19 protein-coding genes are annotated in these 26116 nt (G+C 35.1%); all 19 read left to right on the top strand.

The window, feature by feature from the left end:
* Positions 1 to 112: 112 nt before the first annotated feature.
* The 19 genes from HH214_RS17470 to HH214_RS17560 all read left to right on the top strand — a co-directional run bounded on the left by HH214_RS17470 (position 113) and on the right by HH214_RS17560 (position 25908).
* On the top strand, positions 113 to 1447 hold the full coding sequence (locus HH214_RS17470; protein WP_169609791.1) for a nucleotide sugar dehydrogenase: 1335 nt from the start codon (positions 113 to 115) through the stop codon (positions 1445 to 1447).
* A gap of 304 nt (positions 1448 to 1751) precedes the next feature.
* Positions 1752 to 4301: an SLBB domain-containing protein gene (locus tag HH214_RS17475; RefSeq protein ID WP_169609793.1), complete on the top strand. Its 2550-nt coding sequence runs from the start codon at positions 1752 to 1754 to the stop codon at positions 4299 to 4301.
* A gap of 41 nt (positions 4302 to 4342) precedes the next feature.
* Positions 4343 to 5461: a GumC domain-containing protein gene (locus HH214_RS17480; protein ID WP_169609795.1), complete on the top strand. Its 1119-nt coding sequence runs from the start codon at positions 4343 to 4345 to the stop codon at positions 5459 to 5461.
* 86 nt (positions 5462 to 5547) lie between these two features.
* Positions 5548 to 6657 carry a glycosyltransferase family 4 protein gene (locus HH214_RS17485; RefSeq protein ID WP_169609797.1) on the top strand — a complete coding sequence of 370 codons (1110 nt, stop codon included), beginning with the start codon at positions 5548 to 5550 and terminating at the stop codon, positions 6655 to 6657.
* A complete protein-coding gene (locus HH214_RS17490) occupies positions 6635 to 7744 on the top strand; it encodes a glycosyltransferase (protein ID WP_169609799.1) in 1110 nt (369 codons plus the stop codon). Before HH214_RS17485 ends, HH214_RS17490 begins: the two co-directional genes overlap by 23 nt.
* Positions 7745 to 7796: 52 nt before the next feature.
* Positions 7797 to 8846 carry a hypothetical protein gene (locus tag HH214_RS17495; protein WP_169609801.1) on the top strand — a complete coding sequence of 350 codons (1050 nt, stop codon included), beginning with the start codon at positions 7797 to 7799 and terminating at the stop codon, positions 8844 to 8846.
* Entirely contained in the window at positions 8843 to 10006 is a 1164-nt protein-coding gene (locus tag HH214_RS17500) for a glycosyltransferase (RefSeq protein ID WP_169609803.1), read from the top strand. The genes HH214_RS17495 and HH214_RS17500 overlap by 4 nt, the downstream gene beginning before the upstream one ends.
* Before the next feature lie 13 nt (positions 10007 to 10019).
* Positions 10020 to 11069 (top strand): hypothetical protein, encoded by a 1050-nt coding sequence (locus HH214_RS17505; protein ID WP_169609805.1) that lies wholly within the window; start codon positions 10020 to 10022, stop codon positions 11067 to 11069.
* 248 nt (positions 11070 to 11317) lie between these two features.
* On the top strand, positions 11318 to 12196 hold the full coding sequence (locus tag HH214_RS17510) for an ABC transporter permease (protein WP_169609807.1): 879 nt from the start codon (positions 11318 to 11320) through the stop codon (positions 12194 to 12196).
* Between the two features lie 47 nt (positions 12197 to 12243).
* Positions 12244 to 13488 carry an ABC transporter ATP-binding protein gene (locus HH214_RS17515; RefSeq protein WP_169609809.1) on the top strand — a complete coding sequence of 415 codons (1245 nt, stop codon included), beginning with the start codon at positions 12244 to 12246 and terminating at the stop codon, positions 13486 to 13488.
* Between the two features lie 61 nt (positions 13489 to 13549).
* Positions 13550 to 14722, top strand: coding sequence for a glycosyltransferase family 4 protein (locus HH214_RS17520; protein WP_169609811.1), 1173 nt, complete (start codon positions 13550 to 13552; stop codon positions 14720 to 14722).
* Between the two features lie 42 nt (positions 14723 to 14764).
* Complete coding sequence (locus HH214_RS17525; RefSeq protein WP_169609813.1) at positions 14765 to 15655, top strand: glycosyltransferase; 891 nt, start codon at positions 14765 to 14767, stop codon at positions 15653 to 15655.
* 48 nt (positions 15656 to 15703) lie between these two features.
* The gene (locus HH214_RS17530; RefSeq protein ID WP_169609815.1) at positions 15704 to 16576 is read left to right on the top strand and encodes a glycosyltransferase; all 873 of its coding nucleotides are present in this window, start codon (positions 15704 to 15706) and stop codon (positions 16574 to 16576) included.
* 27 nt (positions 16577 to 16603) lie between these two features.
* Positions 16604 to 17641, top strand: coding sequence for a glycosyltransferase family 2 protein (locus HH214_RS17535; protein ID WP_169609817.1), 1038 nt, complete (start codon positions 16604 to 16606; stop codon positions 17639 to 17641).
* Positions 17642 to 17944: 303 nt separating this feature from the next.
* Positions 17945 to 18616: a hypothetical protein gene (locus HH214_RS17540; RefSeq protein ID WP_169609819.1), complete on the top strand. Its 672-nt coding sequence runs from the start codon at positions 17945 to 17947 to the stop codon at positions 18614 to 18616.
* On the top strand, positions 18613 to 20298 hold the full coding sequence (locus HH214_RS17545; RefSeq protein ID WP_169609821.1) for a capsule assembly Wzi family protein: 1686 nt from the start codon (positions 18613 to 18615) through the stop codon (positions 20296 to 20298). Before HH214_RS17540 ends, HH214_RS17545 begins: the two co-directional genes overlap by 4 nt.
* 8 nt (positions 20299 to 20306) lie before the next feature.
* Positions 20307 to 22007 (top strand): capsule assembly Wzi family protein, encoded by a 1701-nt coding sequence (locus HH214_RS17550; protein WP_169609823.1) that lies wholly within the window; start codon positions 20307 to 20309, stop codon positions 22005 to 22007.
* Between the two features lie 383 nt (positions 22008 to 22390).
* Complete coding sequence (locus HH214_RS17555; protein ID WP_169609825.1) at positions 22391 to 24835, top strand: SLBB domain-containing protein; 2445 nt, start codon at positions 22391 to 22393, stop codon at positions 24833 to 24835.
* The gene (locus HH214_RS17560; RefSeq protein WP_169609827.1) at positions 24835 to 25908 is read left to right on the top strand and encodes a Wzz/FepE/Etk N-terminal domain-containing protein; all 1074 of its coding nucleotides are present in this window, start codon (positions 24835 to 24837) and stop codon (positions 25906 to 25908) included. Before HH214_RS17555 ends, HH214_RS17560 begins: the two co-directional genes overlap by 1 nt.
* Positions 25909 to 26116 lie beyond the last annotated feature (208 nt).

Raw genomic sequence — 26116 nt, forward strand, 5'->3', positions numbered from 1 at the left:
TTATACTTATAATTAATGTTAATTTTTAGCTTGTAATTGTTCTTGTCAGCATTACTCAAGCCTGATTAGCGCTAAAATAAATATATTTGCAGCCGTCCGCTTTATTTTTGTAATGTCTGATTTATCGTTAAACCACCCCGAAGTTTGTTTTGTGCAACCTGAATTTATACGTATTGCTGTAGTTGGTTTAGGCTATGTAGGTTTGCCTTTAGCGGTTGAGTTTGCAACCCGGTACCCGGTGGTAGGTTTTGATGTTAAGCAAAACCGTATTGATGAATTAGCTCAAAGCTTTGATCGTACACAGGAAGTAGAACCAGAAAAAATTAAGGCCGTTGTAGATACAGCATCAGCTAACAAAGGTTTGCTCTTTACCTCGGATGCCGGCCAACTGGCAGATTGTAATGTGTATATTGTATCGGTACCAACACCTACCGACCGTCATAACCGCCCTGATTTAAGTTTGCTAACAAAAGCCAGCGAAACCATTGGGCGTGTTTTAAAAGTTGGCGATGTAGTCATCTATGAATCTACTGTATATCCTGGGGTAACGGAAGATGTTTGTGTCCCTGTGCTGGAACAAGTATCGGGATTGCGTTTTAATCATGATTTTTTTGCTGGTTACTCGCCCGAACGTATCAATCCAGGCGATAAGGTGCATACTTTAACTAATATTATAAAGGTTACATCAGGCAGTACGCCTGAGGTGGCCGATTTTGTAGATAGCCTGTATCAATCCATTATTATTGCCGGTACACATAAAGCGCCATCTATTAAGGTAGCCGAAGCTTGTAAGGTAATTGAAAACTCACAACGTGATATTAACATTGCCTTTGTCAATGAAATAGCTAAAATATTTAACCTGATAGGTGTGGATAGCCAAGCCGTATTAGAAGCCGCCAGTACCAAATGGAATTTTTTAAAATTTAAGCCAGGCTTAGTAGGCGGGCACTGTACGGGGGTTGATCCTTACTATCTGGCACAGCGTGCGCAGGAGGTAGGGTACCATCCGGAAATTATTTTAGCCGGTCGGCGTATTAATGATGGTATGGGCACCTATGTGGCTCTGGAAGTTATTAAGCTGATGGTAAAAAACAACCTACCGGTTAAACATGCTAACATACTGGTGCTGGGCTTTACCTTTAAAGAAAACTGTCCTGACGTGCGCAACACCCGGGTAATTGATATTGTAAAAACCTTACAGGAGTTTGATGCTGCGGTAGATGTGTACGACCCTTGGGCTCAACCCGATGAAGTATTGAAAGAATATCAGCTGATTACTTACAATCAGCAACAGGCCTTGCAGCAACATTATGATGCCATTGTTCTGGCTGTAGCACATCGGGAGTTTTTGGAGTTAGACTACCAAAAGCTTAAGCGAAATGCACAATCTATAGTTTACGATATTAAAGGTGTATTGAATACTGATCTGGTTAACGGGCGCTTATAGTAACTATAGGTTAAGTTTCTGGAGCGTATTTCATGTAAATATCGGTGTCATATACACAATAACTTAGCTAAGTGTTTTGAAAAAATTATATCTTTGACTGCTTTTGACAGTTAATATTGATATAACCTATAATGACAATAATGCTTACAAAGGAAACGGAGTGGATGGAATTAGTTGATGAAAGCCTAGCTCTTACTAGGTAAGCACTTCTTTAAAATATTAAAAAGAAATCACATAATAATTTGTAGTCTCTATGTTCATAATAGGGGATGCAATAATTTATATCACAGTACTTTATTAGTGTATGAATCTGAAAAAAGTCGTTAAGACGTTTGTGTTTTTAGTTCTCATTGTATTTTCATTACCTATTCTGGCCCAAAATTTAGCAAACGTTAGGGTAGATGACCTGACCGATGCACAAGTACGCCAGCTCATGCAAAAGGCTGCTGCGGTGGGCTACACAGATGATGCCCAGCTAGCTCAACTTGCTGTTGCACAAGGTATGAATCCAAATGAAATACAGAAATTAACCGTAAGAGTTCAGAAGCTTAGAGAGCAAGATAAAACGAACGGCAGTAAAACAGGCATCAATACGCAAGGTGGGTTAAGTTTAGGGGGTAGAACTTATAACTTTCCGGCTTCTGATTTGGATACAGATACAACCGATACTTCTTTATTTGCAAGTAATTATAATAGTCAATATGCTTATCGTAGGCAGCAAATGCGTGATGCTTACGGAAACTTAGTTCCAAAAGTATTTGGTGAAGATTTATTCAAAAATAGTAAAATTAGTTTTGAACCTAATTTAAGATTAGCTACTCCTAAAGGTTATGTAATTGGACCAGATGATGATTTGATTATTGATTTAACTGGTGACAATGAGGCTAGTTATACTTTAAGAGTCTCTCCTGAAGGTACTATCAGGTTGCAGTATGTAGGTTTAATCTCCGTAGGCGGATTAACTATTGAGCAAGCTACTTCAAAAATAAAGGCTAGTATGATTCGTACTTACCCAGGGTTAAGAAGTGGGCGTACTAGCGTAGCTATTAACTTAGGTAATATCAGAAGTATTAAAGTTACTATTATTGGTGAAGCGGTCAGGCCCGGAACTTATACTTTATCTTCATTAGGTACTGTTTTTAATGCATTGTATGCATCAGGCGGGCCAAGTAAGAATGGTTCTTTTAGAAACATTCAAGTTATAAGAAATAATCATGTAATTAATACTATTGATGTATATGAGTTCTTGTTAAAGGGAATTGTAAAAAATATTCGATTGCAAGATCAAGACATTATTAATATTCCGGTTTACCAAACTCGTATAGAAATGAGTGGTGAAGTAAAAAGACCAGCCTTATATGAGATGCTGAGTACTGAGACTTTACAAGACGCGATTAACTTTGCCGGTGGTTTTTCAAGTCAAGCTTATACTGCTAATATTAAGGTATTACAAAATACCAGTCGTGAACGCAAATTGGTTGATGTAGATGCCAGTCATTTTGCTTCTTATAAACCAATAAACGGCGATAAGTACGTTGTGGAAACTATACTTAACCGTTTTGAAAATAGGGTTGCAATAAACGGTGCTGTGTTCCGACCGGGCAAATACGAATTAGAAAAAGGATTAACTATTAAAGGGTTGATTGCTAAAGCTGATGGGTTAAGGGAAGATGCTTTTTTGAATCGTGGTTATATTTCAAGACTTAATCTGGATAATACACCTTCTTTATTGTCATTTGATGTACAAAAAATTTTAAATGGTACAGAGGCAGATATTCCGTTGCAACGGGAAGACAATGTAACTATTAGTTCCATTTTTGATTTGCGCGATGAATATAGCGTTGAAATACAAGGTGAGGTTCGGTATCCGGGTATGTTTAAATATGCTGACAATACCAGCTTAGAAGCATTAATACAGATGGCTGGTGGTTTTAAAGAAGGAGCTACTCCCAACCGGATAGAAATTTCAAGAAGAGTAAGGAATAGTGATGCCAGTTCGAAAGCAGCAATAACAGCACAGATATTTACTATAGATGTTGATCAAAATCTTAAGCTTGTAGGTGAACCGTTTATTTTAAAACCTTTCGATATAGTTTCGGTACGTAATTCAGAGGGGTACCAAGTGCAAAAGATAGTACGCATACAAGGAGAAATATTATATCCGGGTACTTACACCATTCAGCGTAAGGATGAAAAAATTGCAGATATTATTAAACGTGCCGGCGGCTTAACTGCCATGGCTTTTCCTGAAGGTGCATCATTAAAGCGCCCTGGAACTGTAATTAAAAAAGATAAAAAAGCTAAAAGCGTAGTTGATAGTATTGATGCGGCAGAACAGCGGCAACGATTACAAAATTTAAAACGACTGCAGTTTTCACAAGGTGTAACTGATACAGCCAGCATTCAAGATTCGGTAATTCGCAGTGATTTTGTTGGTATTAACATGGTGAAAATTTTAGAAGACCCGTCGTCAAGATTTAACTTGCTGGTTGAAGACGGCGACATTATCGAAGTGCCTAAAGAATTACAAACGGTTAGAGTGACAGGCGAAGTGCTAAAACCAATAAACATTGTTTACAAACAAGGTAAGGGCATGGCAAAATACATCAGCGAATCTGGAGGGTTTACGTATAATGCTAACAGAAAAGGTTCATATGTAGTTTATGCAAACGGTACAATCCGGTCAACAAAGCATTTCCTGTTTTTCCGTAATCATCCATCTATTAAGCCCGGCGCCGAGATATTTGTACCTAAACGTGCTCCAAAACAGCCGGTTAGAATTCAAGATTTTATTGGTATATCTACAGCTTTAGCTTCATTAGCTGCTATTATGGTAGCATTATTAAACAAGTAAACACCAGAGTGTAGCATTTAGCTTTTGAAATAAATATTATCATGGTTCCAGAAAAATCCAATAGTACATATCCCGTAAGCAACCAAATCAAAAAAAGCGATTATGAGGAAATATCAGTACGGGATATTATTCAAAAGTTTATAGCCTGGAAAAACTATATTCTTCGGCAATGGAAAATTGTATTGTTGGCTGTTATTTTGGGTGCAACAGCAGGATTCTTTTATGCTAGTAATAAAAAGATATTATATGTAGCTACTTGCACTTTTGTATTAGAAGATGATAATGGAGGCGGTAGTGGAGGCGGCCAGTTTGCTGGCTTAACATCATTAGTAGGCATAAATCTGGGTGGTGGAGGTGGTGGAGGCGGCATGTTCCAAGGAGATAACTTATTTGAATTATATCGATCCAGAAAGATGTTGCAAAAAACTTTGTTAAGCCCCATCTCTTCTAGTAAAAAGAAAGATTTATTAATCGATAGGTTTATAGTACTTAATAAAGCTGATTACGAGGACGATGATTATTCTAAATTAAAGTTGGTTAAGTTTGATCCTAGCCATGTGACAAGTTTGACTCGCTTGCAGGATAGTGTTTTACTCAACGTGATTGACAAAGTCAATACAAAGCATTTAGAAATTTTTCGCGGAAGAACAGGGATAATTACTGTAAATGTAAGAAGTGAAAATGAAGTATTTGCTAAGCAATTTAATGATCAAATAGTAAGTACAGTCAATGATTTTTATGTTCAAACTAAAACTAAAAAAGCTTTAGAAAACTTAGCTATTCTTCAACACCAAACCGATTCAATCCGTGCTGCTATGCACCGGGCTTTAACAGGTATTGCTACTTCGATAGATGCTAATCCTAATGCTAATTTATCACGGCAAATTTTACGTGTTCCATCTCAAGGTAGGCAAACAGATGCGGAAACAAACAAAGCTATATTGAGTGAACTAGTTAGAAACTTGGAGATGGCAAAGGTAGCCCTGCGTAAAGAAACGCCTTTAATTCAAATTATTGATGAGCCGATTTATCCCTTAAGAATTGAAGGATTAAGCAGAGCTATCACTGCCACTAAATGGGGGGTATTGGCTGGTGTGTTAACTATCCTTATTTTATCAGTATTGTTGCTATATAGAAAAATAGTTCAGGAAGTAGCGTAATAAAGCAGTATGGTAATAACCTGCTTTAATAATAAAAAATTTATAAAAGCAACTACTTCTACAACAAACATATCTTTTATTAAAAAATGAAGAAAGTATGTTTCTTTATCTCCTCCATTAACTTGTTTGGTGGTACAGGCAGGGTTTGCACTGAAATTGCTAATGCACTTGCAAGGCTGGATTATACAGTTACTATATTAAGTTTTCATGGAGACAAACCTTATTTTGAATTGCATTCAAGTATCAAAGTTGTAAAGTTATATAGTAAAAAATACAACTTTAAACTGTTTTTACCTTTTGTAATTTTAAAGTTAAGGCAAAAAGTAAAGAAAATCGACCCTGATATTTTGATTAATGTTGATTCTGCTCTGTTTGCTTATTCATTCGTATCAACTAAAAGATTAAATATAAAAAATATTGTATGGGAACACTTTAACTTCAATGTAAGTCTAGGTGCCAGTGTTAGAATTTGGGCTCGACGCTTGGCCGTTAAGCATGCGGATGTTATTGTAACATTAACAAGCCTGGATAAAAACATTTGGGAGAAAAATTTGGATTGCAAAGTACCTATTACTTCAATTCCAAATCCGCTACCTTTTTATAATGAAATATATGATCCTAACAAGAATAAAGTTGTGTTATCAGTCGGCCGTTTAACTCAAGAAAAAGGTTTCGACCGCTTGTTAGATGTTTGGTATATAGTAAAGCAAAATGCTACTGCTGCCGACTGGCAATTGCACATTGTTGGATCTGGTGAATTAAAGAGTGCATTAGAAAATAAAATTGATGCTTTACAATTAAATAGTTCAGTTCAACTCATTCCAGCAACATCAACTATCCAAGATCATTATCAAGATGCTGCTATTTATTGCATGACTTCGCGCTTTGAAGGCTTTGGTATGGTTTTGATTGAAGCCGAAGCTTTTGGTTTACCTATAGTAAGCTACAATTGTGAAATAGGCCCTGTAGAAATAATTAAACATAACCACAATGGATATTTAATAAAAGATGGTGATGAAAAATCTTTAGCAAACGCGCTATTATATTTGATGGATAACGAAGATGAAAGATTGCAAATGGGAGAGAGGGCATTTAATGATTCGGCAAATTATAGGGTAGATGTTGTGATTAAAAGATGGCTTGCCTTGTTTCATTATATTTGCACTGATCATCGTGCAGAACATAATAAGCTTTAAAGTGAAGATATTATACTTTATTACAGGTCTGCGGCTGGGAGGAGCTGAAACACAGTTATTATTACTAGCCAAAAATGTCAGGAAACTAGGCCATGATGTAATGGTAGTGGCAATGGAGTCAGGTGGTATAATGGCTGAAAAATTTAGAAGTGAAAGTATTCAGGTTGAGGAGTTGAGCATATCGGGTGTAGCTACAATATGGAATGGTTATTACAGGTTTAAAGCAATTGTGCAAAATTATTCGCCTGATGTAATACATGCCCACATGATTCATGCTAATTTGTTTTCCAGAATTTACAGCATGTTTAATTGTGTTCCTAAATTGATATCAACAGCTCACAATATTAAGGAGGGTAACAAATTATTAATGAGTGGTTATTACTTTACCCGTTTGATACCTGATTGGTCAACAAACGTGAGTCAAGAAGCTTTCGACCAATACGTGAAGCAAAAATATTTTTTTCGTCAAAAGTCTGTCTTTATACCTAATGCTGTTGACACTAATCAGTTTTATCCAGATCAGAAACATACCACGAGGCTCCGTAAAGAATTTAATATACAAGAGAATGCTTATGTTTTTTTTTCGGCTGGGAGATTGCATGTACAAAAAAATCATGCTGCTCTGCTAAATGCATTTGCAATAGTTCGGCATAAACTATGTTATGCTGTATTGCTTCTTGCTGGAGAAGGTCCGTTAGAAAAAGAGTTACGTTTCTTATGTAAAGAGTTAAGCATAGAAGAACATGTAAAGTTTATTGGTCGCAGAAATGATATTCCTGCTTTGATGAATTTATGTGACTGTTTTGTTTTAAGTTCTTTACATGAAGGTGCTCCATTAGTTATAAATGAAGCAATTGCAACTAAAACCAATATTGTAGCTACAGATTGCGGTGGAACCAAAGAATTACTGAAAGATATAGGTATTATAGTAGATGTAAATAACATATCTGCTTTAGCCCAAGCGATGATAAAAACTAGTCAAATTCCTTCTACTAATGAACGCTTGGATAAAGCGCGCACCTATGTGATTAATAATTTTTCTATCCCTACTGTTGTTAATAAATGGATAAAATTATACACAGAATAAAATGTATTTCAAACGAATTTGGGTATTATATTTCTTTATAAAGATCTTTTACATGATCTTTGCTGTATTGGTTTTCTCACACCTAACAACTCTCGGAGATACTTTTGCTTATCTAAATTCTCCACTAATATTCAGTTCTAAAATATTTTATTCGTCAACAGCTTTAATGCTATTCACGGGAGCTTTATTCAAAGCAGTTTTCAAAGCTGATGTATTGGCATGCATACCTTTAATGTTACTGTCCTTTTATGGAGTATATTATGTAGTAGACAGGTTGAACTTGTATAAACTTTCTGGTATAATAATCTTGTTGGTTTCTATGCCCAATTTTGGTGTGTGGACTAGTATTCACGGGAAAGAAGCTATTGGATGTTTTTTTAGTGGTGTAATTGCTGTGATGATTATAAAGAAACTGAATGGCAAATATAAGTTGAAGTTTATAGATTATTTCGCTTTGTACTTATGCGCAATGTTCAAGCCGCAATATTTAATATACATAATACAAGCTTTAATTTTTATAGAATTAGTTAATAGGTTAACTGATAAAAGGTATTTGCCTTTTGTATTAGGTTGTATAATATTTTTTCTAAATATTGTTGTTTTGTATTTCTTTCGCGACTTTATTGATGTTTTGGCAAAAGGAATGGCTGCTAATTTTAACTACAATGATCCTAACTTGGCGAAATCAACTCGTAGTGATGCGCCGTGGCTGGTACCGTATGGCTTTTTCAAAACAGCGCCATATGGTATGTTTATCGCCTTTTTTGGACCAACTTTGTCAGAAATGATCGCAAAACCTACACACTTGCTTTCCGGAATAGAAAGTATAATAATGATTGTTTGCTTTATAGTTTTACTAATACCCCGATTAACATATAACTTAAATACCTTCCGTTTCAACCCTACCGTGTTTGTAGCTTATTTTATCATTTTTGCAGGTATTTTGTTTATGCAGTATCCGTTTGGGTTCTTAAACCCAGGATCGGCAATACGATACAGGTGTAATTTTTATTTATTATTTGTCATGTTGCTTTTACAGCTTTTTTCAAAATCATCAGACAAGCGGTATGTTGAACCTTATCAACTTTTAATAAACACATGAAGTTGTTGTTAATAATTACTGATTATGGTGGGTTTAACAACTTTTTATCGGAAGTTGCTGTACAACTGATACGAGAAGGACATGAGGTTCATGTTATTTGTTCGCCAGTAAAAGTTATAGATTATACAGATAAATATAACTACACTGCTTTGGGCATCGCTTTTCATTATCTGGATTTTCCAAGATCATTCAATTTATTTAAGCAAATAGCTGCTTCTAAAAACATAAACCGGAAAATTACAGAGATTCAACCAGACTTAATCAATATCCATTTCACTACAGGTATTTTTACTACAGTTGTGTGGCGGAAGCCGCCATTCTTTACCATCGGTACTATTCATGGTATAGGCTATCCTGTTATACGTGAAAGAATTAAGCGAAATATTTTTAAAGTGGTCGAAAGATTATGCTTTAGTAGGCTTGATCAAGTTTATGTAATTAATGATTTTGATTACTGTTTAGTAAAAAGTATCTACCCCAACAAAGCATTTAAGCATGTTTCTTATGGTGTGGGATGTGATTTGCGAAAGTTCAATGCATTAAATTTTACAGATAAAGCAAAGTTGGATATCCGTGCTGACTTGTCAATAAATAAGGAAGATTTTGTATTGATGTTTACCGGCAGATTTGTAGCCTTTAAAGGTTTTAACTTGATTATAGAAGCTATGGTAAGTATTATAACAGAATCAACATATCCTGATATTAAGCTATTGTTGGTAGGAGGAGAAGATGCAGCTCATAATACAGGCTTAACTCATGAACAAAATAAGTTTTATAAGAATAATAAGCAAATTACTTGTATTGGTTTCACAGCTGATGTAGATCGTTATCTAGCTATTGCAGACCTGTTTGTTTTTCCAAGCGAGAAAGAAGGTATGCCGGTAAGTATTATGGAGGCATTGGCAATGGGAGTGCCAGTACTAACATTAAATTCAAGAGGATGCAATGATTTAATAAAAAATCAGGATAACGGCATTGTATTACAAGAAAATGCTTCAGCTCAGGAAATTAAAAAAGCTATTTTAAAGTTGTATCATGATCGATCATTACTAAAACGTTTATCGGTGAACGCGCTGAAAAGTAGAGATTTGCTAGGTAGGCATCTGTATGTTAAAGAGCAAATTAACATATATAAATCTATAGTGAACAGGGTTAAATAGTTAAGATCAAATCATGAACCGGTACCAGTTTTATATATCGTTTGATGTAAAAGAAACAGCATATACTGCCGGAACTAAGGCTATTCAGGATTGTAATGCTATTTTAAAGGGCTTAGATTATCGGGATTATAACATACATAATGCTGTATTAACAAATAAAGGATACTTATACAGCTTGTTTAAAAATGTATTTAAATTATTGCTTTTCGTAAAACCATCATCAATTGTAGCCATACAATATCCCTTATTAAGTGGCAACAGCTACTTCAAACATATAATTAAAATTTTACGCCTTAAAAAAGTTAAGTTCTTTTGCATAATACATGATGTAGAAGGCATACGTTATCATAAAGATAATGTGAAGTTAGTTAAAGCTGAAGTACAAAACTTAAATTTTTATGATGGCATCATTGTACATAATACAAGTATGCAGCAATGGCTTTCTGAAAAAGGTGTAATAAAACCAATGCTGGCTCTACAAATTTTTGATTACCTATCAGATCAAGAATTAATACCATCAGAGCATTTATTTAATCAAAAATCAATAACAATAGTTTTTGCGGGAAATCTAACCAAGAGTACTTTCATCTATTCTTTACAAGCAGTTAATAAGCAGTTTAATTTATATGGCCCTAATTTCTTGACTGAGAAAGGTTGTACCAATCAAAACATATCTTGGAAAGGGGCTTATAGTCCAAATGATATTATATCCAAACTAGATGGGGATTTTGGTTTGATATGGGATGGAGAGTTCATAGATAAGTTAGATGATGTATATGGTAGTTATTTAATGTATAACAACCCACATAAGTTATCACTTTATATTGCTGCAGGTTTGCCCGTTATAGCTCCTAAGAATTCAGCAATTGGACAGTTTATACAAAAGCATCAATTAGGCATTTTGATAGACAGCCTTGTAGAATTGAATAATATTCAAGTTACCGGTATGCAGTATCAGATGTTCAAAAGGAATATTTCACTGATAAGCCCCCAATTAAGAAGCGGTACTTATTTAAAATCTGCTATTGCTGCAATAGAAGAGATAATTACGCATGCTAGCTAGTTTATAATAAAGTATGAGGAAGTATAAATCGGATGTTTACTAATGCAGTGTTAATTAACCATTAACTAAAAATGTTGATGTGTTTAATGTTTATAGTATATTTGTAAACCCTAAACCGGGAGTAATGTAAAACAGGTTTTTTGTAATTACATGGACAACAAATCTGTTTCTATGCTGATACTTAATTGTCCTAAAGTAAATTCAGAATTGTAATCAATTTCAGGATTTTAGGAGTGCTCACAATATAAATGAATAAGATAGATACAATTGATCCTGTTGAAGATGCTGAAGGTTATTGGAATATAGATATACAACCTTTGGGCAGCATGTTTGATTTAAAGCTGCTGGATGTTTGGCATTACCGTGATTTATTTTGGCTATTAGTAAGAAGAGATTTCGTTTCCTTCTATAAGCAAACTGTTCTTGGACCATTATGGTTTTTTGTACAACCGCTTTTTACAACTTTTATTTACTCCTATATATTCGGCTCATTAGCGGGGATAGCTACAGATGGTATCCCACGTCCATTATTCTACATTGCTGGTATAACTTGGTGGAATTATTTTTCAGAATGTCTAAACCGGACAGCATCCGTGTTCAGAGAGAATGCACATGTTTTCGGAAAAGTGTATTTTCCAAGAATGATTATGCCGTTAAGTATTGTATGTAGCAGTCTGATAAAGTTTGCTGTACAAATTTTAATGTTGCTTTTCTTTATGCTGTGGTATGCTATAACTGATGGAACATTTCACATGAACAGTTATGCCTTGCTCTTCCCGGTACTAGTACTGTTAATGGCTTTACAGGGTCTGGGCCTAGGTATGATTGTATCTTCATTAACAACTAAATATCGCGACTTAATATTTTTAGTTGGTTTTGGTGTACAACTCTTAATGTACGGAACAACCGTAGTGTATCCTTTATCTGCTGCTCCACAACAATATAAATGGTTAATCAGCATAAATCCTATAACACCAATACTAGAAGCTTTTCGATATGGTTTTTTTGGAGCAGGCTCATTCTCATGGGAATCATTAGGGTTAAGTGCGTTGATTACATTGATAATTACCTTCATTGGCGTAATTATTTTTAGTAAGGTTGAACGTACATTTATTGATACCGTTTAATGTATTTTAATGTATTTCGGGATTGTCACTATTGACATAAAAGAATTATGGCAAAGGTAATAAGAGCAGAAAATATATCTAAGGCATATAGGCTTGGAGAAATAAGCACCGGAACATTATCACAAGACTTACATCGTTGGTGGAATAATGTACGAGGCAAAGAGGACCCATTCTTAAAAATTGGTGAGGCTAATGATCGAAGCAAGAAGGGGAATAGTGATGTAGTATGGAGTTTAAAGGACATTAACTTTGAAATAGAGCAAGGAGATGCTGTAGGTATTATTGGCCGCAACGGTGCTGGTAAAAGCACACTGTTGAAATTATTAAGCCGTGTTACCGCCCCCACTACAGGTACAATGAAAGCTCACGGCCGAATAGCCAGTTTATTGGAAGTAGGTACAGGTTTTCATCCTGAACTTACCGGACGAGAAAATATTTATTTGAATGGCGCAATTTTAGGAATGCGCAAAAGTGAAATAAACCGAAAATTTGATGAAATAGTCAATTTTTCGGGAGTGGAACGATATATAGATACACCCGTAAAGCGCTATAGTAGTGGAATGTACGTAAGGCTAGCCTTTGCTGTAGCTGCACATCTTGAATCGGAAATCTTAATAGTAGATGAAGTGTTAGCCGTAGGAGATGCCGAATTTCAAAAAAAGTGTTTAGGGAAAATGGGAGATGTGAGTAAAGGTGAAGGCCGTACAGTTTTGTTTGTAAGTCATAACATGCCTAGTATTCTGGAATTGTGTAACCAAGGTATTTATATGAAAAATGGTTGCTTGGTTAATACCGGAAACATTAACAGTGTAGTAAGCCGTTACTTGGATTCAGGAGCAGGTGTAAGGTTTGTTAACAAAAAGGAGGAAATTACTAAACCTGAAATTATGTATGCGATGATAGATGAAGATGAACTTGAGAAAGGAAATCTTTATATGAACTTCAAATTTAATTCGCCATTTTCTTTACAGCCTCCTGTTATAGGAATTTTAATTAACAATTCACTAGCTCAACCTGTTTTTACGACTAATCCACGGATGCATTCATCTAATTATGGTACCAGAGGTAAAGCTTCATCGGGTGAAGTATCATTACGAATAACGGATTTGCCTTTATTAAGTGGTGAATACTCGGTTTCTTGTTTTTTAGGAGATATGGTCAATGACTTCAATTCTTATTTAGATTGTTTGCGGTTTAATTTTCAAGCAAAAAACGTTGATAATTCAAAAGTTCCTGAACTGAAGTACGTAGGTTCGGTCAATATAAAAAACGCTGAATGGAAATTACTTTAATATACTATTAAAGCCTAGTAGCTATTAGATAATAATAATTTCACATTAGAGTTGAACCTTGATGAAAAAGAAGTTGCTTTTTGTTTCACATGATGCTACCCGAACAGGGGCACCCATTGTTCTCCTTCGTTTTCTAAAATGGATAAAAAAGCATGATCGGTATGATATTACCATATTACTCCAAAATGGAGGAGTACTTCACGAAGATTTTCAAGAGATAGCTCCAACGTATATGATGAATAAGCAGGAAGGTGTAAATACTACTCCTGCAAGAAAAGGGCTAAATAGTATTTTTAAAAGAAGAGAGCCAGTACTTCCTGACTCGCCATTCCCTTCTGAGTTAATTAATCAACATTTTGATTTAGTATATTTAAATACATCTGTAGCGTTAACCATTGCAAATGATCTGAAAATTGCTTTTCAATGCCCAGTTATTTGCCATGTTCATGAAAATGAGTATGCGTTAAGTATGCTATTTGATGATGGATTGCCAGAACATCATGTAAATGCGGTGGATAAGTTTATAGCAGTTTCAAAAAGCACTCAAAAGAATCTTGTTGATAGTTATGATATCAATGAAGCAAAAATAAGCTTAGTATATGAAGCTGTTGCATTGAAAGAATTTAAAAAGCCTTCCATACCAAAAGAAGCTATTTTAGAGCAATTAAATATAAGCAATAACTTTATAATTGGGGGAGCCGGTAGTACAGACTGGAGAAAAGGTGTTGATTTATTTGTACAATTAGCTTACTGGCTAAATAAGTTAAGACCTAAAAATTTCATCAAGTTACTTTGGCTTGGAAATGTTAGTGCGGAGTTTAATCGTCAGTATCAATATGAAGCTAAACGGCTAAATGTAACTGACTCAATATTGTTTATAGGTTCTAAAGAAGATCCACAAAATTATTTTCAAGTGTTTGATGTTTTCGCTTTAACATCAAGAGAAGACCCATTTCCATTAGTGGCCTTAGAAGCCGCTGCGCTAAGTAAACCTATCGTTTTCTTTGATCAATCTGGTGGAATCCCTGAGCTTATAGTTAATGATCATGGTGGGATCAAGGTGCCTTATGGTGACATTCTGGAAATGGCTAAAAGTATATTAGAACTTGCGGATGATTATATTTTAAGAATACTAAAAGGAAGTGAAGCGTCACAAATAATTAATAAATATGATATTGCCATTATTGGTGAACAAATCATAACGATAATTGATAGCTTGGTTAAAGTTGATTAGCGTTGTTTTATGTTTGATAAGCTTATTTTACTCTACTAATTCATGATTTCGATAATTATTTCTTCATACAAAGAAGCCTATTTTGAACAAGTTAAAAGTTCTATCAACAATACAGTAGGAGTGCCTTATGAAATTGTGAAAATAGATAATCCCGGTTTATACAGTATCACTAAAGCGTATAATATGGGTGCTGCAAAAGCACAGTACGATATACTTTGCTTTATACATGAGGATATTCAATTCCATAGTGAAAATTGGGGTGAACATATTGTACAATGCTTTGAAAAAGAGCCTCGTTTAGGTTTAATTGGTATTGCCGGTGCAAAAAGTAAAGCCCTTTTGCCTGCTGGCTGGGGCCATTATGAATTGGATAAAAATAAAATCCATATTATTCAACGTGATAAAGCAGGCAACAAAAAAGTTCATACATCATTTAATGGTTCAGATATAGACTTTGTAAAAGTTTTAGATGGGGTGTTTTTAGTTACTAAAAAGGATGTATGGAAAAAAATACCATTTGATGAAAGCATTGAAGGCTATCATTTGTATGATATTGATTTTTCGTTAAGAATAGCGCAGGAATATCAAATTGCTGTAACTTATAAGGTTTTAATAGAGCATTTTTCACCAGGTAACTTTAGTGATGATTGGATTATTGCAACCATCAAATATCATCGTAATAAAGATAAATATTACCTTTTTGATAAAGTAGATAGCTTTAAAGGAATAAACAGAAGTCCTTATTACATCTTTTTATTGGAGAGGAAAATATCATTCAAAAACAGGTTTTTATATGTAAATAACTTAGGGGCAGATAAGTACTCATTATTTGTGATATTAAAGTTTCTTTTTCCAGTTGTGGGAAATCTAGCTAAAAACGCCGCCAAAGTTTCTGGTATAAAAAAACTGCTTTTTCCACAAAATGCTGATTGATTTATATCTTCAATTATTCTTGAATTCTGTAAAATTCAACTAGTAATTATGATTTCTATAGTTATCTCTTCCTATAAAGAAGCTTGTTTTAAACAGGTTGAGCAAAATATACTTGAAACAATCGGTGTGCCTCATGAAATTATAAAAATTGATAATCCTGGCATTTACGGAATAACTGAGGCCTACAATATTGGAGGTGCAAGGGCTAAGCATGATATACTTTGCTTCGTGCATGATGACGTAAAATTTTTAACGACTAATTGGGGGCAAAACATCTTAAACCATTTTAATGAAGTTCCTGACTTAGGTTTGATAGGGATTGCTGGAGCTACTTCAAAAACACCTCTACCAACAGGCTGGTATCATCCAAATTTGGATCATATCAGAGTTAACATGATTCAGCATAAACGTAATGGAGAGAAAATTCATGATACCAGGCAGATTAATGCTCAGATAGATTTTGTGAAAACCCTAGACGGCGTTTTTCTAGTTACAAAGAAAGATATATGGAAGAAATTTAAGTTCTCGTCGGAGTTGAAAGGATTTCACGTTTATGATATTGATTTCTGTTTACGAGTAGGGCAAAAATATAAAGTAGGTGTAGTGTATGATGTTTTGATGGAACACTTCTCGGAAGGTACATTTACAGATGAATGGGTTACAACAACTATAAATTATCATAATAATCCACATCATCAAGGCTTTTTTGACAAAAAATCAGAAGATCCATCTCCCTATAGGGTATGTTGGTATTATTTCTTGATGCTTGATAATAAGATATCTTTCAAAAACAGATTAAAATACTGTAATGAATTAGGTGTTGATGTAAAATCAATTCCTTTTGCTTTGAACTTTTTATTTCCTACACTGGTAAAACCCATATTTGATATTTTGCTAAAAACTAAACAGCAGTTTAGGTAAGTAATTTATAAAGTTAGAATTTTTCAGATGCCACAAATAAGTGTTGTTCTGCCCGTATATAATTCAGAAAAATATATTAAGGCTGCCATTGAAAGCGTTTTAAATCAAACTTTTACAGATTTTGAATTAATCATTATCAATGACGCATCAACAGATAACACCAAACAGATACTTGAAACATTTACTGATAAAAGAATTAGGCTAATTCATAACGCTGAAAATTTAAAAGTGGTAAAATGTTTAAATTTAGGTTTGAGTTTAGCACAAGGAGAATTTATTGCTCGCATGGATGCTGATGATATATCATTACCGCAAAGATTCAAACGTCAGCTATCTTACTTGCTTGAACATTCCGAAGTGGATATTTGCTCATCGTATGTACAGGTATTCGGAACTCAGAATTACATTTTGCGACCCTATGAAGATCATGAAAGTATTAAAGCTGGTTTGCTTTTTTTGAACCTGCTTATTCATCCATCTATCATGTTTAGAAGAAAAAGCATTATACAGTTTAATGTTTGTTATGATGAAGCCTATGCTAATGCCGAAGATTATGGCTTGTGGGTTGCCGTAATGGATAAATTAAAATTTGGTGCAATACCGGAAATTTTATTTAAATACAGAATACATGATACTAATATTTCTATAAAAAAAGCATCTAATTGGCCTATACTTCATAAAATAAATTTAGGACTATACAAAATTTTACTGGATAGGATGCAGTTGCGCTACACAGATAATGATCTGGAAATGCATATCAACTTAGGTTTTAGAAGTGTTGTGCAATTAACAAAAAACGATTACAGAAGGTATTTAAACTGGTTAGCTCGAATTGTACAGGCTAATAATAACAGTAAATATTTTAATTCCGACTCATTACGCAACTATGTGCTCAGCTATGTATTGTATTTAACTAGTAGAGCTAAAGTAAATCCTATTATTTATTGGGAATTATTACAAACATTGAAGAAGCTTTATGGAATTAGAATTTGCTGGAACTATTTACAACTTAAATTATATAGTAGGTTGATAACTTTTAAACAAAAAAAGAAATATGTTATATAAGAATGTGAGTTGTAAATACCTAAATTAAATATTATATCTTTAGTTTTAATGTAAAATAATTATTAACATTCTACAGAGTAAACTTCTTTTTGAAACTTCAAAGATTTGGTGCCTTTCAAAAAAAACATCAACTTTGGCATATACAGGCTAACAAGCAACAAGGGAACTTCATATTGCGTAAACACCAACACTACATTTAATTACCAGAATGCCTTATTAGAAACTTAATGATTTTAGTACTTGTTTACTAAACGCACATTAAACTCTGTTATAACGCACAAAATCTATTAACTAGTACTACCTATGATAAAAAATATACGAAGAGTTGCTTGCTTTACAATTTTTCTAAGCTTATTGGTAGCTGTTTGTTTATATTCCTGTAAAAAGGATACTAAAAGTGAAACAGTAGTATATACCAACAATTTTGAATCAGGTAATTTAAATAACATTAACGGAGGCGTAACCGAAACTTACAATGGTACAAAAGTTTTAGGCCGTTATAATAATGGTCAATTTACGTTATCTGTTCCTAATTTGCCCAAGCATGATATGGTTGAAATATCTTTTGACTTGTACATACATGATAACTGGGATGGCAACACCTTAGGCATTGATGGTGTGGATGGACCCGATATTTGGCAAATGCTAGTAGATGGCAATATTTATTTTAATACGACCTTTTCAAACTTATATTGCAACCCTGGCGTATTCTGTCCGCCACAATCTTATCCAAACAACTATCCAAACAACAATCACAATCCTAAAATAGGTTCTTATCAAACTGGTTTACCACCAGCCTGTAATGCGACCTCCTATGGTACAACATTGTACAAGATAGATAAAGTGATTAGTCATAGTAGTTCAACTGTACAGTTGCAATGCTTGGATCATTTAATACAAAAGAATGCGTCTGATCCGAAATGTGATGAAAGCTGGTCTGTTGATAACATTCAAATAAAAGCAATCGCGTTATGATATTAAAAAAGAGTGTATGGGCATGCATTATGCTTGCATGTGCACAATTGGCTGCGCATGCTCAATCCATCCCGGTAGGCTCAACAGCTTTGGATGATTATTACCGAAGGCAGCAGTTACTCAATGGAACAGACTCATTAACGTCTTTCACAGCGCGGCCATTTTTTCCTGATACAAGGAATAGGAATGTTTTTTACCCTGATAATACTGAAAAAAACTTTAACAAGTTAGATCCGGCTACAACCTACCAGTCTGTAAATGGTAAATTTAGCATCATGCTTTTGCCCCTGCAATTACAGACGCAGATAAATTCCGATCATCCTTATGGCTGGAATGACGGCGCCATGATACCTGCTAGAGGATTACAAACTATGGGTAGTGCTGGCTTTTTTGCCAAGTATGGTATATTAACTGTTCAGTTCAGGCCAGAAATAGTGTTAGCTGCTAATAGCGATTTTGATGCATTTAACACTAATCATTACGAAGTTATAGCTGCACGTTATTATGATATCTACAATAACATCGACTTGCCTGTACGTTTTGGTCTGAATCCGTATGCTCGTGTTTATTGGGGCCAAAGTAGTATCCGTTTAAACTACAAAAGTTTGTCATTCGGTCTATCTACCGAAAACTTATGGTGGGGGCCAGGTCTTCGTAATTCATTACTCATGAGTAATAGTGCGCCAGGTTTTAAACATTTAACATTAAATACTACCAAACCTATTCAAACTCCAATCGGATCTTTTGAAGGCCAGTTCATAGCGGGGAGATTAGAAAATTCAGGGTATGATCCGTTAGCACCAGGCCGAACGTTTTTTGGTAACCCGTTGTATGTGCCTAAACCTACCGACTGGCGTTATCTATCAGGCTTAGTAATAACTTGGCAACCTAAATGGGTTCCGGGGTTGTTTTTTGGTTTGACACGTAGTGCACAAACCTATAGCAAAGATTTGAGTGGATTGAGTAGTTACCTGCCTTTTTTTGCACCTTACCGCAAAGTTTCAGCCGAAGATCCAATTAACAAGCGGGATGAACGTAGCTCAATATTTACCCGTTGGGTGTGGAAACAAGAGCAGGCCGAAGTGTACTTTGAATATGGTACAAATAATAACACGAATACGTTGCGTAATACCTTTCTTAATCCGCAAGATGCACGTGCTTACATTTTTGGTCTAAGAAAAATATTGCCATTTAACCGTAGTCGGAATGAAAACATCATGATTAGCGTAGAAGCTACGCAAATGGCGGAAACTTCAGTAGATAAGATAGTAGCAGGTAATGAATGGTATGTGAATTCATACGTTCGGCAAGGTTACACGAACAGGGGAGAATCATTAGGTGCTGGCATCGGACCAGGAGCTAATTTACAAACTTTGGATATTAGTTGGTTTAAAGGCCTGAAAAAAATTGGGTTGCAATTTGAACGGTATCTGCATAATGATGATTTTTACTATTATGCCTATTATGATAGTGGTGATACCAGGCGGCATTGGGTTGACCTAAGTATTGGAGCTACGGGCGAATGGAACTACAAAAACTTTATTTTTAATGCTAAAATATTAGGCGTTCAATCTATTAATTACCAATGGTATTTGATACAACATCCGGAAGATCCATACTGGGTAGATGGTAAAATAGCCTATAATTTACAAGTGCAGGCTGGTTTAACTTATAGATTTTAACAAGAGGCATGAAAAAAAAATTTGTTACCATAAGCATAGCCACACTGTGTTGCTTTGGTGCAGCTAAAGTAAGAGCACAATCATTGCCTGTTGGTACTCCAGTACTGGATGATTATTATCGCAGGCAGCAGTTGGTCGGAAAAGTTGATTCAACTTTATCATTTACATCTCGGCCAATTTTTCAGAGTAAAGCATTGAAAGTACATGATATTTATGATCCGGATAGTACTGTACACAACGGTAATTGGCCTGGTTCAATAGGTCCGGTTTCATTTGCAAAAGGGTACGGCACCTTTCAAATACTTCCTTTAACCTGGCAACAGCAATATAACTCTAATCATCCTTATGGTTGGAATGATGGCTTAATGATACCTGCAAGAGGGTATCAAACGATGGTAAGCGGTGGTTTCTTTGTTAAACTAGGGCCATTAAGCATTCAGTTAAGGCCGGAGTATGTGTATGCTCAAAATTCAAATTTTGCAGGTTTTGCTTCTGGGCACAGTGATCAGGATATAGCTGGCTATTATAGTTATCATAACCTTATTGATCAGCCTGAAAAGTTAGCTGATGGGCAGTATACCAAAGCATCATGGGGTCAAAGTAGTATCCGTTTAACCTTCGGACCTGTATCTTTCGGATTATCAAACGAAAATTTATGGTGGGGACCAGGATTGAGGAACGCATTGATTATGAGTAACAATGCGCCTGGTTTTAAGCACTTAGTTTTAAACACAGTTCGGCCAATACATACTTTTATAGGGTCGTTTGAAGGCCAATTGATAGCTGGTAGGTTAGAAGGTACTAATCGCTCTCCGCTTGATGTAACTTCTACCTCTACAGGCACAAACTTGTATGTACCTAAAAGAGATGAATGGCGCTACTATACTGGTTATAACATTAGTTATCAGCCTAAGTGGGTACCTGGATTGTTTTTTGGTATGATAAGAACATTTAATGCATACCATACAGATGTAGAGAAATTTAACGCTTACTTTCCGTTTTTTACGCCATTTCAAAAGAAGGATACTAACGACGGAGACCCATTCGACCGCGATCAGCAGCTTTCTTTCTACACTCGCTGGTTATTTACCAAGGCAAAAGCAGAAGTATATTTTGATTTTGGCTTAAACGATAATGCTTATAATTATCACGACTTTATTGGCTCGCCGGGACATTCAAGAGCGTATGTTTTTGGTTTACGTAAATTAATACCATTGGCTTCAACGCAAGGGCAGCAAGGTATTTTAGTCAGTACAGAAATTACTCAGTTGTCACAAACACCTGATTATCTAATAAGAGATGCGGGAGGGTGGTATATACATTCGCAGGTTAAAGCTGGGCAAACTAATGAAGGACAAATCTTAGGAGCGGGTACGGGTTCAGGTGGTAACCTGCAATCAATGGATGTAAGCTGGGTTATGGGATTGAAAAAGCTTGGGGTATCCTTTGAAAGATACGAGCATGATGTAGATTTTTATAGATTTTATTTCCCTAATATTAATAGCAACAGCAGAAAATGGGTAGACTATGCGTTTGCTCTACAAGGAGAATGGACTTACAAAAATTTACTTTTTAATGCCAAACTGCAGGAAATAAAATCGTTAAACTACCAATGGATTTTGAAGGATTATACCCCTGAAAAGTATTATATACCACACAATGATGTGTTTAATTTACATGCAGAATTGGGTATAACTTACAGGTTCTAAATACAAAGTTTTTAGGTGGATTGGTTGGCCTACAACTTCTAAACAACTTGTAAATCTCAGGAATACTTAGCAGCATATATAAGATGAGATATATACAAAATAGTAATTATAGCTATAATGATTTTAGGCAAAGTTTTCTAAGAAAGAACAATAAGTTGTGTATTCATAAAATCTATAGTTATACTAATGGTTAAAATATTTTCAATTAAGTATTAACTTTTTACGCTTTCGCAAGTCAGAAATAAAATATCTATCTTTATGGCTTGAAATAAATTATTTCGGTATAAAAGCAATTTTCTCTAATAATACTATAAAAATTTATTGACGAAAAATTGTTTAGGTTCAAACATTATCTACTAGGTAAAACAGGGTTATTAAATTTCATGAAGTCTTCTCTAAGGTTATTTACCATTATTTTTACTTTTTTGTGTCTGAGTTTATCAACTTCCCTTATTGCACAAAATCTTCCACAAAACCTTTCTGCAATCAATGTCGAAAACTTATCTGATGTACAAATCAAGCAAATTTTAGCTCAGGCTAGCAGCGCTGGTCAAGATGTAGTGCAGTACTTGCAGGCTAAAGGTGCTTCACAAACTCAAATTAATAGTTTTCAATCTCGCATTAAACAACTAAATGGTTCGTCATCAACTCTAGTACCAGATACATCATCGGGGCGGAAGTTAAATTATTTGCCTGATACTTCTGAAGTTGCAAAACCGGCTTCAAACCAAGGCCTTAAAGTTTTCGGTACAGATTTATTTAGCGGGAGAAATTTGAGTTTTGAACCAAACTTGCGTATTGCTACGCCTGTTAACTACGTTTTAGGCCCAGATGATCAGGTTAATATCAACGTATATGGAAAATCATTAGTTAACTGGCATTTAACAGTATCTCCCGAGGGAAGTATTAATATTCCTGGCGTAGGCGACGTGAATGTTGCTGGCAAAACTGTTGAGGAAGCTACAACTTTAATAAAAAGGAGAATGATAGCCAGTCATTATGCTATAGGCAGTGGTACTACTGTAAATGTTACCTTAGGCAATATCCGTAGTATAAAGGTTATTGTTACGGGTGAGGTAAACAGACCTGGTACTTATACTTTGCCTTCTTTGGCTACCGCATTTAATGCACTTTATCAATCGGGAGGTCCTAACCAAAATGGTTCTTTTCGTCAAATTGAGATTATCAGAAATAACAGAATCGTTAGAAGACTGGATGTGTATGACTTTTTATTAAAAGCGGATCAAAAAGATAATATTTCACTTCGCGATCAGGATATTATACGGGTACCTACTTACCGCGTACGTGTTCAAATGGCTGGGCAAGTTAAAAGACCTGCTATTTTTGAAGTATTACCAGGTGAAACTTTGCAAAATGTAATTGGTTTTGCTGGTGGCTTTACTGATACAGCATATACTGCTAAAATAAAAGTGATACAGGTAAGTAATCAAGAGCGCAGAATATCAGATATTTTTGAAGATGATTACAGCAATTACATTCCATTACGTGGAGACCGCTACACGGTTGATGCCATATTAAATCGTTTTCAAAATCGCGTTACTATTAATGGTGCTGTTTTCAGACCGGGTGAGTATGAGCTAAATCCTGGATTAACTTTATCACAGTTAATTACTAAGGCATCTGGATTAAAAGAAGATGCATACTTACAAAGAGGATACATTACGCGATTAAAGCCTGATAATACCACAGAATCAATTTCTTTTGATTTACAAGGAATATTAGCACAAACAACTCCAGACATTGCTCTGAAACGAGAAGATGTAATTACAATCCCATCACTATTTGATTTGCGTGACCGCTTTACTGTAAGTATCAAAGGTGAGGTGAGAAGGCCAGGTGACTTTTCATATGCTGAAGGTTTAACTGTAGAAAGCTTAATTGAACAGGCTGGAGGCTTTGCTGAAGGAGCTAGTACCAAGCGAATTGAAGTTGCTCGGCGTATTACCACCGGAGATCCAATGCAGCTTAACTCGCCTGTATCAAAGGTGTTTACTGTAGATGTATCTAATCCTTTAAGTTTATCAAGCGCCAACTTTGTACTGCAACCTTATGATGTAGTGTCGGTGTTTACTCAACCTGGCTTTGAAAAACAAAGAACTGTAAAGATTGAAGGAGAGGTGTTATATCCGGGGCCTTATACTATTATGCAGAAAGATGAAAAAATATCTGATATAGTAAATCGTGCCGGCGGATTGATCGCCTCAGCCGATCCTTCAGGTGGAACGTTGAAGAGAACAAACGCTGCTATACTTGGTGTGGATAAATTTAAAGTAGATACAGTAGCGCTGGAACGTGAACGTGTGCAGCGTTTAAGAACATTACAACAAAATGTGAATGGCTCATCAGCTATCAGCGATGATCAATTAAGGAATGATTACGTAGGTATTGACTTAGAAACTATTATCAAAAAGCCAGGGTCAAAAACTGATTTATTGGTTGAGGATGGTGATGTAATCAGAGTACCCAAAAAGCAACAAGTTGTTCGTGTAAACGGCGAGGTATTATATCCAAGCGTTATTGTTTACAATGGTTCAAAATCGTTTAAAGATTACATTGTAAATGCAGGTGGTTTTTCATCTTCAGCGTTAAGAAGAGGTGCTTACGTGGTATATCCTAATGGTACAGTAAAAGGCACCCGTAAATTCTTTGTTTTTAATAGCCGACCACGTGTGAAACCAGGAAGTGAGATTTTTGTTCCTAAAAGATCTGAAAGAAGAGGAATTTCGTTAGGTGAAGTTGTAGGTATTGGCGGAAGCTTAACTTCATTGGTGGCTGTAGTTTTAGGTTTAATTAGCATAACAAGATAATGCAGGAGCAGACAATACCGGTAGATCAAGACGAAATAACCTTAAAGGAATTAGCTGGTAAATTCAAGCGTCTTACTATTTATCTTTCGGCAAGATGGAAGCTAATTGCTTTAATAACTATTGTTGGCATTGTATTAGGCGTAACCTATGCAACTTTCAAGAAACCAGTTTATACAGCTGATTGTAATTTTGTATTGGATATCGGAGATAATAAAGCTGGAGGTGGTGGGGCATATTCTGGTGTGGCATCACTAATGGGATTAGATGTAAGTGCCAGTAGTGGATTGTTTGAAGGAGACAATATTATTGAGCTGTACAAATCCAGGTTAATGATAGAAAAAACATTACTTACACCAGCTGTATTTGCAGGAAAGAAAGACTTGCTTGTAAATAGATATATCAAAATCAACAACTTGCGTTCAGCCTGGGCTAAAACTAATCCTAAAATCAAGAATATTGATTTTTCAATAACTCCTACTCAGTTTACATTAGCTCACGACAGTGTATTGGCAGGTATTGTGGGAGATATCAATGGTAGTTATTTAACCATAGCACGGCCTGATGTAAAGTTGAATATTGTAAAGGTAAGTGTTAAATCAAAAGATCAGTATTTTGCTAAGGAGTTTGCAGATAAAGTAGTAGCTAATGTGAATTCATTTTATGTGCAAACCAAAACGCAGCGTTCACTTGACAATATAAATATTCTTAGAAAGCAGGTTGATAGTTTACGTAGAATGCTCACTAGCTCTATGAGTAATGTAGCATCAGCAGGCGATGCTAATCCAAATCCAAACCCATCTTTGCAGAGCTTACGCTTACCTTCACAAAGAAAGCAGGTTGATGTACAATCAACACAATCCCTTTATTTGGAAGCAGTAAATAATTTAGAACTCGCAAAAATTGGTTTAAGAAAAGAACGCCCAATAATACAGGTAATTGATGGGCCTATATATCCTCTGCCAAGTACCAGCGTTGGTAAAATTAAAGGTGGTGTGATTGGTGGTGTTTTAGGATTGTTTTTAATTACTTTAATAATGATTGTAAGAAAGTCTTTGCAAGGGCTTCTATCTTAGCTAGACTATTATAAAACTCTTGCAAACTTCAAGTACAATATACATTACCGATGTATATTGTACTACCTGCAACCAAGCCTTTCAGTTTTCCTTATAATATTAATGGCTATTAATTGTGTTCATCACAATTTAACTTAAGTTTTTAGTATTGTTAACTTAAGCATCACATGTTTAAAAGTTTTCAGTATTAAAGTAATATGAATAAAGG

Source organism: Mucilaginibacter robiniae (genome assembly GCF_012849215.1).
Taxonomy (GTDB): domain Bacteria; phylum Bacteroidota; class Bacteroidia; order Sphingobacteriales; family Sphingobacteriaceae; genus Mucilaginibacter; species Mucilaginibacter robiniae.